The 16,026-nt window shown below is 64.8% G+C and carries 11 protein-coding genes; 6 read left to right on the plus strand and 5 right to left on the minus strand.

Going from position 1 to position 16,026, the window contains the following annotated elements; genetic code table 11:
• Positions 1 to 47: 47 nt before the first annotated feature.
• From tyrS to P6U31_RS20030, 4 genes are all read left to right on the plus strand, one after another.
• Positions 48 to 1,301, plus strand: coding sequence for a tyrosine--tRNA ligase (gene tyrS, locus P6U31_RS20015; RefSeq protein ID WP_407183389.1), 1,254 nt, complete (start codon positions 48 to 50; stop codon positions 1,299 to 1,301).
• Between the two features lie 57 nt (positions 1,302 to 1,358).
• Positions 1,359 to 2,651: an MFS transporter gene (locus P6U31_RS20020; protein ID WP_407183390.1), complete on the plus strand. Its 1,293-nt coding sequence runs from the start codon at positions 1,359 to 1,361 to the stop codon at positions 2,649 to 2,651.
• Between the two features lie 219 nt (positions 2,652 to 2,870).
• Positions 2,871 to 3,275, plus strand: a complete 405-nt coding sequence (locus P6U31_RS20025) for a DoxX family protein (RefSeq protein WP_407183391.1) — start codon at positions 2,871 to 2,873, stop codon at positions 3,273 to 3,275.
• Between the two features lie 369 nt (positions 3,276 to 3,644).
• Positions 3,645 to 5,339 (plus strand): methyl-accepting chemotaxis protein, encoded by a 1,695-nt coding sequence (locus tag P6U31_RS20030; protein ID WP_407183392.1) that lies wholly within the window; start codon positions 3,645 to 3,647, stop codon positions 5,337 to 5,339.
• Between the two features lie 57 nt (positions 5,340 to 5,396).
• On the opposite strand, the gene P6U31_RS20035 is transcribed toward P6U31_RS20030, so the two are convergent.
• Positions 5,397 to 9,215: a DUF3971 domain-containing protein gene (locus P6U31_RS20035; protein WP_407183393.1), complete on the minus strand. Its 3,819-nt coding sequence runs from the start codon at positions 9,213 to 9,215 to the stop codon at positions 5,397 to 5,399.
• Between the two features lie 195 nt (positions 9,216 to 9,410).
• Between P6U31_RS20035 and P6U31_RS20040 the strand changes: the two genes are divergently transcribed.
• Together P6U31_RS20040 and P6U31_RS20045 are read left to right on the plus strand one after the other, a co-directional pair.
• Positions 9,411 to 10,097: a peroxiredoxin gene (locus P6U31_RS20040; protein WP_407183395.1), complete on the plus strand. Its 687-nt coding sequence runs from the start codon at positions 9,411 to 9,413 to the stop codon at positions 10,095 to 10,097.
• Between the two features lie 111 nt (positions 10,098 to 10,208).
• On the plus strand, positions 10,209 to 11,561 hold the full coding sequence (locus P6U31_RS20045; RefSeq protein ID WP_407183396.1) for a peptidoglycan DD-metalloendopeptidase family protein: 1,353 nt from the start codon (positions 10,209 to 10,211) through the stop codon (positions 11,559 to 11,561).
• 20 nt (positions 11,562 to 11,581) lie between these two features.
• On the opposite strand, the gene P6U31_RS20050 is transcribed toward P6U31_RS20045, so the two are convergent.
• The 4 genes from P6U31_RS20050 to prfB all read right to left on the minus strand — a co-directional run bounded on the left by P6U31_RS20050 (position 11,582) and on the right by prfB (position 15,990).
• Positions 11,582 to 12,817, minus strand: coding sequence for an ABC transporter substrate-binding protein (locus P6U31_RS20050; protein ID WP_407183398.1), 1,236 nt, complete (start codon positions 12,815 to 12,817; stop codon positions 11,582 to 11,584).
• Positions 12,818 to 12,920: 103 nt separating this feature from the next.
• Positions 12,921 to 13,832: a DMT family transporter gene (locus P6U31_RS20055; RefSeq protein ID WP_407183399.1), complete on the minus strand. Its 912-nt coding sequence runs from the start codon at positions 13,830 to 13,832 to the stop codon at positions 12,921 to 12,923.
• A 139-nt stretch (positions 13,833 to 13,971) separates the two neighbouring features.
• Positions 13,972 to 14,856, minus strand: a complete 885-nt coding sequence (locus P6U31_RS20060; protein ID WP_407183400.1) for an NAD(P)-dependent oxidoreductase — start codon at positions 14,854 to 14,856, stop codon at positions 13,972 to 13,974.
• Positions 14,857 to 14,858: 2 nt separating this feature from the next.
• A protein-coding gene (gene prfB / locus P6U31_RS20065; protein WP_407183401.1) for a peptide chain release factor 2 occupies positions 14,859 to 15,990 on the minus strand; the annotation gives its coding sequence in 2 pieces (ribosomal slippage) (positions 14,859 to 15,920 and positions 15,922 to 15,990; 1,131 coding nt in all).
• Positions 15,991 to 16,026: the final 36 nt, after the last annotated feature.

Below are 16,026 nucleotides of genomic sequence, written 5' to 3' on the forward strand. Positions count from 1 at the left end.
AATTGCTCCCGAAACAGTAAACCAAGAATTGTTGGGCATGCCGACAGATGACTGCATTTAAATCGGATTTTCTCAATATCCTGCAGGAACGCGGTTTCATCCACCAGTGCTCCGATTTCGAGGGGCTGGACGCGCTCGCCGCCAAGGGCGAAGCGACCGCCTATGTCGGCTACGATTGCACCGCCCGCTCGCTGCATATCGGCAACTACCTGACCATGATGATGCTGCATTGGCTGCAGCAGTCCGGCAACAAGCCGATCACCCTGATGGGCGGCGGCACCACCATGGTGGGCGATCCCTCCGGCAAGGACGAGACGCGCGCGATGCGCACCGTCGCCGAGATCGAGGCCAACAAGGAATCGATCCGCGGCGTGTTCGCCAAGGTGCTGCGCTATGGCGAGGGCAAGAGTGACGCCGTCATGCTCGACAATGCGGAGTGGCTGACCAAGCTGAACTGGATCGAGATGCTGCGCGACGTCGGACGGCACTTCTCGGTCAACCGCATGCTGACCATGGACTCCGTGCGCCTGCGCCTCGAGCGCGAGCAGGAGATGAGCTTCATCGAGTTCAACTACATGGTCTGCCAGGCCTACGACTTCGTCGAGCTCGCCAAGCGCACCGGTTGCAAATTGCAGATGGGCGGCTCGGACCAGTGGGGCAACATCATCATGGGTGTCGATCTCGGCCGCCGGATGGGCACCCATCAGCTGTTCGCGCTGACGACGCCGCTCCTGACCACGGCCTCGGGCGCCAAGATGGGCAAGACCGCGCAAGGCGCGGTGTGGCTCAATGCCGACCAGTTCTCGCCTTACGATTTCTGGCAGTACTGGCGCAACACCGAGGATGCCGACGTCGGCAAGTTCCTGAAGCTGTTCACGACGCTGCCGATGGCCGAGATCAAGAAGCTCGAGGCGCTCGGCGGCTCGGAGATCAACGAGGCCAAGAAGGTGCTCGCCACCGAAGCGACCGCGCTGCTGCACGGCCGCGATGCCGCGAACGAAGCCGCCGAGACCGCGCGCCGCACCTTCGAGGAAGGCGCGCTCGCCGAGAGCCTGCCGACGGTGGAAATTCCGCACCGCGAGCTCGACGCCGGCCTCGGCGTGCTCAACGCCTTCGTCAGGGCGGGCCTGGTTGCCTCCAACGGCGAGGCGCGGCGGCAGATCAAGGGCGGCGGCCTGCGTGTCAACGACGAGCCCGTCACCGACGAGAAGATGGCGCTCTCGGCGGCCAATCTCACGCCCGAAGGCGTGATCAAGCTGTCCTTCGGCAAGAAGAAGCACATCCTGATCAAGCCTGCATAGGCGTATGAGCTTTTCGCTGCTTGTCAGGTTGCGCCGAAGCGCGCTCCCTGACCGGCAATGGATCAGAACACGCCCAGAAAAGCATCCAAGGAAGCATCCAAGGAAGCGTCCAGCGGAGCGACCACGGAACCACGGCGCTCGCAGCGAGGCGCTGTGCGCACCGCACTCGTTGTGCTCGCGCTGTGCTTCACGCTGGCGGTTCTAGGCCGCGGCCTCAGCGAGAGCTTCACCGTCTTCCTCAAGCCGATCTCTGAAAGCTTCGGCTGGGACCGCGCGCAGGTCGTCTCGATCTATTCACTGACCTGGCTGATCAGCGGGCTGACAGCACCGCTGGTCGGACGCCTGTTCGACCATTCCGGACCACGCGTCGTCTACGCGCTCGGACTGTTCCTGCTCGGCTCCGCCTTCCTGATCGCCAGCCGGGCGCAAGCGCTCTGGCAATTCCAGCTCTCGATCGGGCTCTGCGTCGGCATCGGCGTTGCATTCATCGGCAACGTGCCGAACTCGATCCTGCTCGGCCGCTGGTTCGGCCCCAAGCTGCCGACCGCGATGGCGGTGGTGTATTCGGCGATGGGTGGCGGCGTGCTGGCGCTGCTGCCGGCCTCGCAGCTCCTGATCGACCACCTCGGCTGGCGTGAGACGTATCAGCTGTTCGGCCTCGCCGCGCTGGCCTTGCTGGTGCCGCTGATGCTCCTGCCCTGGCGGATGTTTTCGGCCGGCTCGCCGCATGTGACCAAGAGGAGCGATCCTGACTTCGTCGACAACGGCTGGACGCTTGCGAGCGCGATGCGTCATCACGCGTTCTGGGCGCTGTTCTCGACCTTCTTCTTCACTGCGGTCGGCATGTATTCCATTGCAGCGCAGATCGTGGCCTATCTGATCGACGCCGGCTTTCCGCCGCTGCAGGCCGCGACGGCCTGGGGCTTTTCGGGAGTCGTCCTGGTGTTCGGCATGTTGGGAGTCTCCGCGCTCGACGGCATGATCGGGCGGCGACCATCGGTGCTGCTCAGCTACGCGATCTCGATTCTCGGCATCGTCCTGCTCTGGCTACTGCAGTATTATCCGAACGTCATCCTGCTCACCGGCTTCGTCATCTGCTTCGGCAGCATGATGGGGTCCCGCGGCCCGCTGATCACGGCCACCGCGATGAAGATCTTTCGCGGCAAGCGCGTCGGCACGATCTTCGGCACCATCTCGATCGGCAGCGGCCTCGGCTCGGCCTTCGGCTCATGGAGCGGCGGCCTCATCCACGACGTCACGCACGGCTACAATCTCCTGCTCGCCTTCGCACTTGCGAGCGTGATCCTCGGAATGATTCCATTCCTGATCGTCCCCGCCTTGCGGGAGTAAGTCTCCCCGACGTAACCTGCATCCCTCGATGTCACCGGGGAATTACGGACGACACGCGCGCATCGTACGCAAAAAAATCCGGCGCAACCGGCGTAAGCGGACGCGTTGCGGTGTTTTGTCCGACATGACGAAAATGTCAGCGCGGAATCGATCCGGGATGGCTTGCGAGGCGCAGCTGAATACGATCCTAGTCGCGCATTGGATGGAGGGCACAAACCAATGAACTTTCCCTATCTCACCCGCTTTCAACCGGTTCTCTTGAGCCTGTTTCGCTTCATCACCGGCCTCTTGCTGTTCCAGTACGGCGTTGCGAAGCTCTTCAAGTTTCCGGTGCTTCCCTACTTCGCGAACATCCCGCCTCTGATCTGGACCGCCGGCGCGATTGAGCTCGTGCTCGGTGCGCTCCTGATGCTCGGCCTGTTCACCCGCCTCGCCGCCTTCATCCTCTCCGGTGAAATGGCCTTCGCCTATTTCATGGGCCACATGTTCAAGGGCGAAACGCCGGTGTTCCTGCCGCTGCTCAATGGCGGCACCGCGGCGATCCTGTTCTGCTTCGCCTGCCTCTATTTGTCGGCAGCCGGCGGCGGCTCGGTCAGCGCCGATGCGGCGATGGGCAAGGACTAGCGGCGAGTTCGCGCGGCGCTGCAGCGCCCCTCTTAGACCCGCAAGCAAGACGGCTCCGGCGAATCGGCCGGGCCGTCTCAGCGCGCCCCCAGCACGTTCCAGATCAGAACGAGGGCCGCAACCAGCAGCACGGACATGATGATGCGGTGGGCGAATCGGCTCATTGCAGGTCCGGTCGACCTGCGCAGCTTCTCACGTCCAATATCAATTCCCCGCCCCTGAGCCTGTCGGCAAGGCGATTTGCCTGCACGATTGCGCATGAGCCTGCGGACGCTGCGCGCGCGGCACGCCGCCGCATGCCTACGTTCATGATTGGTAAGAACTTCATGCTACCCATGCGAGCAATAACAACCATCCCTAGAGGCTGTGATGAAGCTGCTGAGCCACCTGAAGATCCGCACCAAGCTTGCCAGCATGGTCTGCCTTGCGGCCCTCACAGTCACGGCCATCATCGGCGTCTCGTCCGTTCTCAGCAAGAGCCGGATGATGGAGGACCGCGTCCAGCAGATGCGGACCGCCGTCGAGCTGCTCTACAATTACGCCCAATCGCTTCAGGACGAGGTTACCGCCGGCAAGCTGACGCTGGCCGATGCCAAGGCCCAGTTCCACCAGCGCGGTCGCCGCATGAACTTCAACGGCAACCAGGGCTATCCGGTGGTTTACAATCCGGACGGCTCCCTCGTCGTGAACGGCGCCAATCAACAGCTCGAAGGCAAGATCACCGGCGCCAAGGATTCCAACGGCGTGCTGATCGCCGACGCCATCATCAAGGCCGGCACCGACACCGCGCAGGGCGGCGTCACCTCCTATCTCTATCCCCGCCCCGGCCAGACCGAGCCGGTCCGCAAGCTGGTGTTCGCGCGCTACTTTGCACCCTGGAACGTAACTCTCAGCTATGGCCTCTATGTCGACGACATCGACGCCGACGTGCGCGCACTGACGCTGGAGCTCGCTGCGATCGGCATCGGCCTGATGCTGCTGATGGCGGCGCTGTCCTGGCTGATCGCCCGCGACGTGCTCGGTGCGCTCGATCGCCAGAAGAACCGCATGCAGGCCATTTCCGAAGGCGCCATCGACAAGCCGGTCGAGGAGACCGACCGCGGCGACGAGATCGGCCGCATGGCCGAGACCCTCGAAGTGCTCAGGCAAACATCCTTGACGGCGCGCGCGCTGGAGGCCGAGCAGGCCGCCACCAAGACGCGCACCGAGCAGGAGAAGCGCGACGCCCTGATCGCGCTGGCCGACCGCTTCGATGCCTCCGTCGGCCAGCTCGTCGGGCTGATGGCCTCCGGCTCCGGTGAGCTCGAGACCACCGCCAAGTCGATGTCCTCGACCGCCGAAGGCACCAACCGCCGCGCCGCATTGGTCGGTTCGGCCGCGACCGAAGCCAGCCAGCGCGTGCAGACGGTCGCAGCAGCCGCCGAGGAGCTTTCCTCCTCCATCACCGAGATCAGCCGCCAGGTTGCCCAGTCCGCGGAAGTCACCGGCCGCGCCGTCGACAGCGCCCGCCGCACCGACACCATCGTGCGCGCGCTCTCGGACGGCGCCCAGCAGATCGAGCACGTCGCCGAGCTGATCTCCAACATCGCCGCCCAGACCAACCTGCTCGCACTCAACGCCACCATCGAGGCTGCACGTGCCGGCGAAGCCGGCCGCGGCTTTGCCGTCGTCGCCTCCGAGGTGAAGTCGCTGGCGAGCCAGACCGCCGAAGCCACCCGCGAGATCGGCGACAAGATCGCCCAGATCCAGGGCGCGACCAAGGAAGCCGTGGACGCCATCGGCGGCATCACCGCCACCATCGAGGAGGTCAGCCGCATCGCCACCTCGATCGGAGCTGCGATCGAGGAGCAAGGCGCCGCCACCGCCGAGATCGCCCGCAGCGTCTCGCAGACCGCGGAGGCGACCAAGGAAGTCACCACCAATATTGGCGGCGTCTCCACGGCCGCGAACGAGACCGGCAATGCCGCCGGCATCGTGCTGGCCGCAGCCAGCAACCTCTCCAAGCAGGCCGAGCAGCTCTCCGGCGAAGTCGGCACATTCCTGAAGGGCGTGCGCGCGGCGTAGGCTACAGGCGGTAAAGGCTCACAGCGCGATGCCGGGCGGGGCGCTTGAGCCCCGCTCCTAGCGCCGCGCGAGGCTGCAGCCGCTGGAGAGCTGACGCGTCGCGCCGGTCGAACCGTCATTCGACTGCGACGGGAATTCCTCGAAGGGCGAGTTCTGCTTGCCGGTGTTGAACTCGAAGATCTTGCGGAACAGGCCGGGGGCCATCGCCGAGATTGGATTGACGCGCATCACGGGTGCCGCCGGCGTGCCGACCACCTCATAGGTCACGCCGATCAACCCTTCATTGTTGCCGCCGCCGAGAAAGATGCCGAACAACGGGATCTGGCCGAAGATGTTGTTGACGCCGTACATCGGCACGAAGGTGCCGCTCATGCAGACCTGGTTGCCGGGATAGTCGATCGAACCCTCGATGGTCGCGCCGATCATCGGGCCCTTGACCACGCCGTCGCGGATCGTCAACGCGCCATTCTGGCGGGTGAACTCGGCCCGCAACGCGCTGAAGGAGACGCCGTTGCCGGTGCCATTGGGCGCGCCGGCGGCCACCCGCTCGAGCTGCGCCTCGCCCTTCACGGTGAAATCGCGCACGTTGATGAGGCCTTCGCGCACCGTGTTCGGCTCGGAGGTCGGCGGCTCCATCGCCACCACCATCTGGCCGCCGACCGCCTTGGTGTAGGTGTCGGTGAAGCGCAGCAGCGCGCCGGCATCGTTGGTCTGGAGATAGATCACCTCGCGATTGCCCTGCGCACGGCCACCGCGCAGATCGGCGGCCACCGGCGTGTCCTTGCCGATCCTGCCGCTCAGCGTGAAGGCCTTGATGGCGCCATTGCGTTTCGACACCTTGGCATCGACGCTGCGCATGGCCTCGCCGTTGAAACCCATGACGGCGCCGAGCTTCAGGTCGATATCGAAATCAACGTTCTTGATCTTGCTCTTGTCGTCCTTGGAATTGCCCGAGATCGCCGATTTCAGGAACCCGCGGCCATCGAACACGTCGCCGCGCATCGTGCCCTTGACCACGCCGTCCTGGCTGCGCTCCACCTTCAGCGAAGCCTTGTCGCCGTCGGACGGCGAATAGGCCGGGAAGCTCGCATTCATCAGGTCGCCGTTCGCGTCGATCTCGAGCGAGCCCTTGATCGAGGCGCCGCTGCCTTCGATGACGATGTCCTCGAAACGCGTCGATTGCGCCGTCGGAACGACCTTGAAGCTGGCCTTGCCCGGTTTGCCCGACAGCTTGACCCAGCCGGGCAGAATGTTGTCGAGCCGCACCGAGGTCAGATCGGCCTCGACGCCGAGCTTCGTGGTCTGGTCGGGACCGCCGGCGATCTTGCCTGACAGCTTGATCGGCAACGATCCGCTGACGGCTGGGCTCAGATCGAATCCCAGGCGCGCCCGGCTCGCATCGTCCAGCGTCGCCTGCAGCCTGACATCCGCGTCGCCTTCGGTCAGCTTGCGGTAGTCGAGCGAAGCCGCCTGCCCATTGATCTTGACGTCGCCCTTGACCTGGTAGCCCTGGTTGTTGGCTGATATCTTGAGGTTGTTGGCTTCCAGCTTCTGATTCATCACCAGCTTGTCGGCGGCAAAACCGTTGAGATCGGCGGTAACGGCGTAGGTGGTGTCAGCCTTGGTCAGCTCGCCCTTGACCGGCATGCCGAGCTGGATGTTGGCCGAGAAGGTCCCCTTGCTGGTGTTGGGATCGACGACCGTCGACGACAAATCGCTCAGGCGATCATTGGCCAGCATCTCGGCCGCCGCGGGCACCGGTCCCTCGACGCGAAACCTCGTGCGCGACGGCGACGGCTTGGGCGCCATATCCGGCACCTCGAAGCTAAAGTCGGAGATCGTGATCTTGCGCCCGGCGGGCGTATCGGCAATGCCCTGCCCGATGTTCACGGTCGCGGTGCGGCCGGTCACGCGCGCTTTCAGGTCGGCATCGTGCACGACGGGCATGCCGTCCACGGGACGCACCGCGACGCCGCTCGCCACGATGTTCACCGACAGGCCGTCGTCCGGAATCGGCGGTCCCTTGCGCGGAAGGTTTTTCACCGGCGAGTTGATGCCGATCTCGATGCGCTGAAGCGTGCCGCGCTCGATCCGCTCGATCACCCATTCGCGCAATTCGGGAACGACCAATGTCGGCCACATCCGCTTCAGCGCCGAGGCCGACATCGGCGTTCCCGCAAAGCCCAGCGTCAGCCGCGGCTCGCCGGAATAGTCGATCGCACCGGTGCCGGCGACGCCGATCTCGCCGTTGCTGATGTCGGCCTGCGTCAGCAGGAAGCGCTTGTGGTCGGTGTCGAAGCGGAAGCCGATCGCGATGCGGTTGAAGACGAGCGGCGGCTCGTTGTCGATGCCGCCGAGCAGGATCGAGCCGCCGCTGAAGCCGAGCTGCCAGTCGTTGACGGTGCCGTTGGGCGGCTCGAGATGGGCCAGAAGCGTCAGGCGGTTCGCGCCCGACAGCACCTTGAACGGCGCAACCAGCACCCGCCGATTGGCGTCCCACTCGACATTGATCTCGGCCTGGTCGATCGCCATCGGATAGTCGGGCGTATCGGTATCGATGATATTGCCCGCGCCGATGGCAATCTTGCCACGGAAGAAGGTCGGCACGCCGTCGCGGCCGAGCTCGCCCTTGAGCTCCCCGGTCAGCGGCAAGTCGGCGGTGTAGGTGAGGTCCTTGACCCGCAGCGCCAGCAGGATGTTGGAGGTCGAGACCTTGTCGGCCTTGATGTCGACCGAGCGGACGCCGTTCTCGGCCGGTCCGATCGTGGCCCGCAGCATCCACGGGCGCGCGCCCTCCTCGCCGAGGCTGAGCGTGACGCCACCGCGGCTCGGCCGGCGCAGGCTGAGCGTGATGTTCTCAAACGACCATTTGCTGCCGCGCTGCTGATCGTCGACGATCAGATTGCCGTTCTTCAGGCCGATCTCGTTGAGGTTCTGGCCGTCGAGGCCGGTCATGCTGAGACTGTCGAGCCAGTCGAGCCCCTGAAGGATGCCGCTCTGTGCGGTCCCCTGCGGCGCGGCCTGCGCGGCGGCTTGAGACGGATCCTGGTTCGCCGGCACTGTCGCGAATGGCGGCGGCGGGACGCCGTTGCGCGGAAATGTCGGCGGCAGGCCCGCGTCCTTCTTCGAGGCGACACCGGTTGCCAGCGGCTTTGCCGTGTCGCCGGCGGATACGGTGACGGTGCCGTCGGGCGCGATGCGGATCGCGAGTTCGGCGTCGACGAGATTGAGGCTCTCGGCGCGCAGGTGCCCCATCAATAGGCCCGCCCCCGAGAGTTTCACCTCGGCCTTCGGCGCGCTGGCGACGACAGCGTGATCGCGATCGCGGACGATGATGTCGCGGATGCGGACGGCGATGCGGACGCGCCCGGCCCGCTCGATCTGGGTGCCTCCGATCTCGACCGTATTGCCGTGACCGATATTGTCCTCGATTGCGGCCGCCAGCCACGGCGTTGCGATGTCGAGATTGATGGGACCGGCGCCGAGCCGCCACCACAGCGCACCGAAACAGCCGACGAAGATCACGGCGAGCGTGCCGACGACCAGGACGAGGCGCTTCAGCCAGCGATCGGCGACCAGCCAACGGCGCAACGCGCCAAACCCGTCACCGAAGCGATGAAAGCCCGAGCTGGAACGCGACAACAGTCGGCGCGCGCGATGGCCCGCGGCCGCCTCCTGATCCGGATCCCAATCGGCGTCGTCCCATTCCTGCGGTTGTTGCTGACCGCCGCGCCGATCGAAGTCCCGATTGTAATCCTGGGGCGACTTATTCCTTGCCATTGCCTCTCGATACAGGCGCCCGTCATAGGACTGTGCGCCGCCGGGACCGCAGCCATCCACGGGAAGCGAAGCTCCCTGCGCCGGCACTGCAGCCATACCTCGAATATTCCTGCTGTTCGTCATTTCGCCCCGGGAGCGCGTTCAACGAGCAGTGGGGTGGTGCGTGGAATTCCTTGTAACCATACTCCGGCGTCGTCAGACTTGCCCAGCCGAGGGCGCGATTCCGGCACGCCGGACGAGAGCTGCAATACCGTTTCGGTTGACCCGCCGAAAGCGTCGAAAGGAAGGCGTATGTCCAAGAAATCCCGAAAGAAATCGTCCAAGGCACCCTCCGGAAGTCCGACGGCTAAGAAGAAACCCCTGAAAACGCGGGCAGCGACTCAAACAGGATCCGCAAAGACGCGGGCACCGGCGCGCAAATCAGCCGGGACCTCGGCTCAAGCAGGATCACACAAGGCCGCATCGAAACAGTTAAATTCCTCCAAATCTGCATCCACCCCCGCGGCGGCGAAGTCCGCCCTGGCCGAGGGCCACAAGGCCCCCGCCTTCCGCCTGCCCCGCGACGGCGGCGACGTGGTCACATTGGCGGACTTTGCCGGCCAAAAGCTCGTCCTGTTCTTCTATCCCCGCGCCGACACGCCCGGCTGCACGAGGGAGGCGGTCGACTTCACCCGCCTCGCCGGCGACTTTGCGGCTGCCGGGACCGCCGTTCTCGGGATTTCCGCCGATTCGTTAAAGGCCCAGGAGAAGTTCCGCGACAAGCATGGCCTGACCGTCCCCCTCATCTCGGACGAGCAACACAAGATGCTGGAAGCCTATGGCGCCTGGGGCGAAAAGTCCATGTATGGCAAGACCTTCCTCGGAATTCTTCGCACCACGGTCCTGGTCGGGGCGGATGGGAAGGTGGCCAAGGTCTGGCGCAATGTCCGGGTCGACGGCCATGCCGATGCCGTGCTGGAAGCGGCAAGAAGCCTTTAACCAGCCCTTTAAATTCGCCCGTTCCCGTTTCCGGAAAATTAACCATGACCGGCCCAGATTGCTGCGGCAATTAGGGCCGTACGGACTCATCCGACCGGCGCGGGAGTGCCGATGTCGAAAAGTTCTGCCCAATACTCGCAGTACCCCCAACATCATCCTCACGACCACGGACGGTCCTTCCAACGCCGTCCCACCGCCGCGGTCGCCGCGGCGATCCCCCTTCCCCCGACCGACGACGCCTACACCATCGTCCATGCCGGCAAGCAGGTCCGCTTCGGGCCGGTGGTGTTCTGGATCGTGGTCGGAACGGTGGTGCTGCTCGGTCTCTGGTCGGCGGCGACCGCTACCTATTTTGCGTTCCGTGATGACGTCCTGACCCGGCTGATCGCCCGCCAGGCCGAGATGCAATACGCCTATGAGGATCGTATCGCCGAGCTGCGTGCCAGGGTCGACCGCACCACCAGCCGCCAGTTGCTCGACCAGGAACAGTTCGACCAGAAGCTCGACCAGATCATGAAGCGCCAGACGGCGCTGGAGTCCCGGGCGACGGCGCTCGGGGCCATGCCCGACGTAACCGGCTCGATTCCGCGCGCGGCCCCCCAGCGCGGTGATGCCAGCCAGGTCACGCCAAAACCCTCGCCGATCAGCGACACCGTCATCTTCGTGGCACCGCCGGATCGTGAGGCACGCCTGGAATCCCGCGCGCCGGCCGTCGCGGCGCCGCCGACCAACCAATTCGCCAAGCACCAGGGTTTTGACAACGTCCTGGTCCGGCTCACAAACTCGCTTGACCAGGTCGAGCGTCGTCAGATGGCAACGCTCAGCGCTGTCGAGGAAAGCATGGATTCGCGCATGCGCCGGATGCGCGGTGTGGTCAGCGATCTCGGTCTCAATCTCGCCAATCTCGAAGCCGCCGTGCCGCGCAGCGCAATGGGTGGGCCGTTCGTTCCCGTCAAGCTGAGCGCCAATGCCGGGCCGTTCGAGAAGCAGCTCAATCGCATCAACGTCACCCGCGCCGAGATGGACCGTCTCAACCGCACGCTGGCGCTGGTGCCCTACCGCAAGCCCGTCATCGGCGAGGTCGAGTTCACCTCCGGCTTCGGCGTGCGCAGCGATCCCTTCCTGGGCCGGCCCGCGATGCATACCGGGCTCGACTTCCGCGCCGCCACCGGCGATCCGGTTCGCGTCACGGCCAACGGCAAGGTGGTTTCCGCCGGCTGGTCCGGCGGTTACGGCCGCATGGTCGAGGTCGACCACGGCAACGGGCTTTCGACCCGCTACGGCCATCTCTCCGAGATCAGTGTCAAGGTCGGCGAGTTCGTGAAGATCGGCCAGGTCGTCGGCCTGGTCGGCTCGACCGGCCGCTCCACCGGTCCGCATCTGCATTACGAGACCCGCATCGAGGGCGAAGCGGTCGATCCGCAGAAATTCCTGCGCGCCGGCGTGCGGCTCAGCGCGGGCTGAGCTTCAATCTTCAGCCGTGACTATTGGCTGCGCTCGTGGCCGACCTCGCCGGTGATGAAGTCACCGAACAGCTCCCAGGCCTGCCCGTTGAAGCGCATCAGCTGCATCTGCTCGATCGGGAAATAATCGTCCGCCGAGGTGTTGACCATGATGCCCGGCAGCATCAGGTCGGTGTGGAAGTTCTTCAGATTGGCCGCCTGCTTCATCACGTTCTCGCGCGTTAGGTTGTCGCCGCACTGCCTCAGCACCTGCGCCATGGCTTCGGCCTGCACATAGCCGTAGATGTTGTTGGCATTGGCCTGGTCGCCGTCGGGGTAATATTTGTCCATGAACGCGCGCCATTGCACCACGGCGGGATCCTTGTCCCAGGTCGGGTCGGTGGGGTCCTTCAGATAGGCCGTCGAAATGATGTCTTTGGAATATTCGAGCCCGGCGGGCTTGAGCACCGAGGCGACCGAGGTCGCGGTGTTGGCCAAGAAGAACTTCGGCTTCCAGCCGAGCTCGCCGACTTTCCGGATCGCCTGCGCCGAGCCTTTCGGCGCCGCCCATGAGAAGAAGATGTCGGCGCCGGAATCGTGCAAGGCCACGATCTGCGAGTCGATCGAGGGATCGCTGACCTCGTAGGATTTGTCCGCGATGATCATGCTCGCCCTATCGCCGAGCCCGTCTTTCAGGCCCTTGAACTGATCCTTGCCAGCGTCGTCGTTTTGCCAGAACACCGCGATCTTGCCGTTCGGAAAATTGTCGCGAATGTACTTTGCGTAGATCCTGCCCTCGCTCTGGTAGTTGGGCTGAAAGCCCATGGTCCAGGGGAAGTTCTTGGGATCACCGAACTTGGTGCCGCCGGAGGCGACGAAGAGCTGCGGCACCTTCTTGGCATTCATGTATTTCATGATCGCGGAGTTCGAGGGCGTGCCGAGCGCCTGGAAGATCAGCAGCACCTCGTCGCTCTCGACCAGCTTGCGCGCCTGCTCGATCGCCTTCGGTGGCGAATAGGCATCGTCATAGCTGATGAAGTTGATCCTGCGTCCGTTGATGCCGCCCTGGTCGTTGATCATCTTGAAATAGGCCGCCTCGGTCTTGCCGATCACGCCATAGGAGGACGCCGGCCCGCTATAGGGCATGATGTTGCCGATCTTGATCTCGGTGTCGCTGGCGCCGGGGTCATATTTCTTCTGCGCCAAAGCCGGTAGCGAGGCGAGCGCTCCGGCAACAAGCATGGCGAGGGCAGCGAGATTCTTGCGACGACCCGGCATTGGTCTCTCCCCTGTTTGTAGTCTTGTTTTGCTGGAGTGTCGCAAGGAGGATGCCGGCTGGCAAGCATCACGATTTTCCGCGCGGTGAAACGGCGGAAAGGAACTACACGCCGCGCCGCAGCAGATGCAAAGCGCGCCCGTCGATCACGAGCAGCGCACTGCCGACGACGATGGCTCCTGCAATCTCGCGCGTCGAGATCGACTCGCCCAGCACCAGCCAGCCCAGCAGGATGGCGGTGACGGGAATGAGCAGCGTCACCAGCATGACATTGCTCGCGCCCGAGCGCCGAATGATCTGAAAGAAGACGATATAGGCGAGCGCCGTCGACAGAGCGGCGAGGCCGAGCACTGCGAGCCACGTCGCCACGCCGGGCGCTGCAAGGCGCCATGGCTGCTCCACCGCGCCGGCGACGACCGCCATCATCACCGTCGACGCCATCAGCTGAAACGTCGCCGTGCCCAGCGGGGCTGCGTCCTTCAGCAGTCGCCGCGCCGCCAGCGCCGCAAAGCCATAGCTCAGTGCCCCGCCAAGGCAGAGCAGGATGCCTAGCCCCTGCCCCGGCCTCGTCTCGATGCCCCATCCGCGCAGGATGACGACGCCGAGAACACCCAGCGCCACACCGGCAAGGCGCCGCATCTGCAAGGCCTCCTCGCCAGCGGCGGCCATGACGATGACCGTGAACAGCGGCGTGGTGGCATTGAGGATCGACGCGAGTCCGCTCGGGATGAAGGTCTGGCCGATCACGATCAGCGAGAACGGGATGACGTTGTTGAGCAGCCCGATCAAGACGAACGGCCTCCAGCCCGTCATCCCCTTGGGCAGGCTGATCCTCTGCGCACGAAGCAGCGGCAGCAGAATGGCTGCGCCGAGCACAACGCGAAGAAGCACCAGCGTCAGCGGCGGCAAGTCCCGCAAGGCAGCTCCGTTGAAGAAGAACGAGCCACCCCAGAGAATTGAGAGCACGGCGAGCAGCGACCAGCCTCGCGCGTCGATCCTGTTGTCATTCGGGGGCATGCGTTTCGCCTAGACAGCCAAGTCTGTCCGCCTAAGGCGGCACGATCGACGGCGCCACCCGAATTCCGATGAACTACAGGTTTACAGAACCGATGTTCGGAATGAATGAGGCGATCGAGACTGCCCCATGTCAATGCATCTACGAGGACGGCTTCTTCGGCCGCGACACCAGCTCGATCATCTTGCCTTCGTCGTCATCCGGCATCGCGGCCCTCGCCTGCGCGTAAGCCTCGACGGCAGCGCGCGAGACCAGCGGGTTGTCCGCCAACAGGCTCTCGGCGAGCTTCACGGCGTAGGCGGCATCCTTGTGCCGCAGTGCTGCGGTGAAGGTCGCGCCGCTGAAATCGCGGGCGACCATGCGCTTGGAATGACGCATGACCTGCGGGCTTGCGGCGACGCCGGCCTGGATCGATTCCAGCACGAGGTTCATGTCGAGCCCGGCCTGCTCGGCGATCGCAAGGCCCTCGGCGAGGCCGGCGATCTGGATCGCGCCCATCAGATTGTTGATGAGCTTGTAGACCGTGCCGGAGCCGACGGCGCCGAAATGACGGATGGTCGCGCCGATCGGCTCGAGATAGGGCCGCGCGCGTTCGAGATCGGCGGCGTCGGCGCCGACCAGCAGCGTCAGTTTCCCGGCCGCCGCCGCGTCGGGCAACCCTGTCACGGGACAATCGATATAGATCAGCCCGCGCGCGTTGAGCTCGCGGCCCATCGCGCGGGCGTGGTCATAGGAGACGGTCGAGCATTCGATCGCGATGGTGCCGGCTTTCGCGGTCTTGGCGGCGCCCTTCGGCCCGAGCCAGACCGCGCGTGAGGCCTCGTCGTCGGCGACCATGGTCACGACCGCATCGGCGTCGATCGCGGCGTCCTCGGGCGAGGTCGCCCATAGCGCACCGCGCGCGATCAGATCTTCGGCCTTCGCCCTGCTGCGATTCCACAGCGTCACCGTGAAGCCGGCATCGAGATAACGGCCGGCCATGCCGTGGCCCATTCGCCCCAATCCGATGAAGGCGACGCGGGGCATGCTCAGTCCACGTCCTCGACATCGCCGGCAGTGGTGCCGAAGGCGCGTTGCGCCAGGGTCGCGGCCATGAAGTCGTCGAGCTCCCCGTTGAGCACGCCAGCAGTGTCGGAGGTCTGCACGCCTGTGCGCAGATCCTTCACCATCTGATAGGGCTGCAGCACGTAGGAGCGGATCTGATGGCCCCAGCCGATGTCGGTCTTGGCGGCCTGGTCGGCGGCGGCTTTCTCCTCGCGCTTCTTCAGCTCGATCTCGTAAAGGCGCGCACGCAGCATGTCCCAGGCCTGCGCCCGGTTCTTGTGCTGGGAGCGGCCGGCCTGGCAGACCACCGCGACGCCGGTCGGGATATGCGTGAGGCGCACCGCGGATTCGGTCTTGTTGACGTGCTGGCCGCCGGCGCCGCCCGAACGCATGGTGTCGGTGCGGACGTCGGATTCCTTGATGTCGATCTTGATGCTGTCGTCGATGACCGGGAACACCTGCACGCTCGAGAACGAGGTGTGCCGACGCGCGTTGGAATCGAACGGCGAGATGCGGACCAGGCGATGCACCCCCGCTTCGGTCTTCAGCCAGCCATAGGCGTTGTGGCCGGAGATCTGGATGGTCGCCGACTTGATGCCGGCTTCTTCGCCCTCGGACTCTTCGAGGTACTCGACCTTGAAGCCGTGGTTCTCGGCCCAGCGGGTGTACATGCGCAAGAGCATCTGCGCCCAGTCCTGGCTCTCGGTGCCGCCGGCGCCGGCATGAACCTCGAGATAGGAATCGAACCGATCGGCCTCGCCCGAGAGCAGCGCCTCGAGCTCGCGCCGCGCCACTTCCTTCTTGAGATTCTTCAGCGCAGCTTCGGCTTCTGCCACGACACCGTCATCGCCCTCGGCCTCGCCGAGCTCGATCATGCCGATATCGTCTTCGAGCTCCTGCTCGACCTTGCCGATGCCGGTGAGCGAATCCTCGAGCGAGGTTCGCTCCTGCATCAGCTTCTGGGCCTTCTGGGGATCGTTCCAGAGGTTGGGATCTTCTGCGAGCTTGTTCAGCTCAGCGAGGCGCGCCGTCGATTTCTCGACGTCAAAGATGCCTCCTCAGCAGCCCGACTGACTGCTTGATCTCTTCTACCAACCGTTCGATTTCGGCGCGCATGTCGTTCTCTGATCGGGCGCATGATCCGGGAAAGTG

This window comes from Bradyrhizobium centrosematis (assembly GCF_045571495.1).
Classification (GTDB): Bacteria; Pseudomonadota; Alphaproteobacteria; order Rhizobiales; family Xanthobacteraceae; genus Bradyrhizobium; species Bradyrhizobium centrosematis.

What these genes read in the sequence shown, in the direction of transcription:
- tyrS (WP_407183389.1), top strand. Translation starts at nt 48, where the DNA reads ATGACTGCATTTAAATCGGATTTTCTCAATATCCTGCAGGAACGCGGT.
- P6U31_RS20020 (WP_407183390.1), top strand. Translation starts at nt 1,359, where the DNA reads ATGGATCAGAACACGCCCAGAAAAGCATCCAAGGAAGCATCCAAGGAA.
- P6U31_RS20025 (WP_407183391.1), top strand. Translation starts at nt 2,871, where the DNA reads ATGAACTTTCCCTATCTCACCCGCTTTCAACCGGTTCTCTTGAGCCTG.
- P6U31_RS20030 (WP_407183392.1), top strand. Translation starts at nt 3,645, where the DNA reads ATGAAGCTGCTGAGCCACCTGAAGATCCGCACCAAGCTTGCCAGCATG.
- P6U31_RS20035 (WP_407183393.1), bottom strand. Translation starts at nt 9,215, where the DNA reads ATGGCTGCAGTGCCGGCGCAGGGAGCTTCGCTTCCCGTGGATGGCTGC.
- P6U31_RS20040 (WP_407183395.1), top strand. Translation starts at nt 9,411, where the DNA reads ATGTCCAAGAAATCCCGAAAGAAATCGTCCAAGGCACCCTCCGGAAGT.
- P6U31_RS20045 (WP_407183396.1), top strand. Translation starts at nt 10,209, where the DNA reads ATGTCGAAAAGTTCTGCCCAATACTCGCAGTACCCCCAACATCATCCT.
- P6U31_RS20050 (WP_407183398.1), bottom strand. Translation starts at nt 12,817, where the DNA reads ATGCCGGGTCGTCGCAAGAATCTCGCTGCCCTCGCCATGCTTGTTGCC.
- P6U31_RS20055 (WP_407183399.1), bottom strand. Translation starts at nt 13,832, where the DNA reads ATGCCCCCGAATGACAACAGGATCGACGCGCGAGGCTGGTCGCTGCTC.
- P6U31_RS20060 (WP_407183400.1), bottom strand. Translation starts at nt 14,856, where the DNA reads ATGCCCCGCGTCGCCTTCATCGGATTGGGGCGAATGGGCCACGGCATG.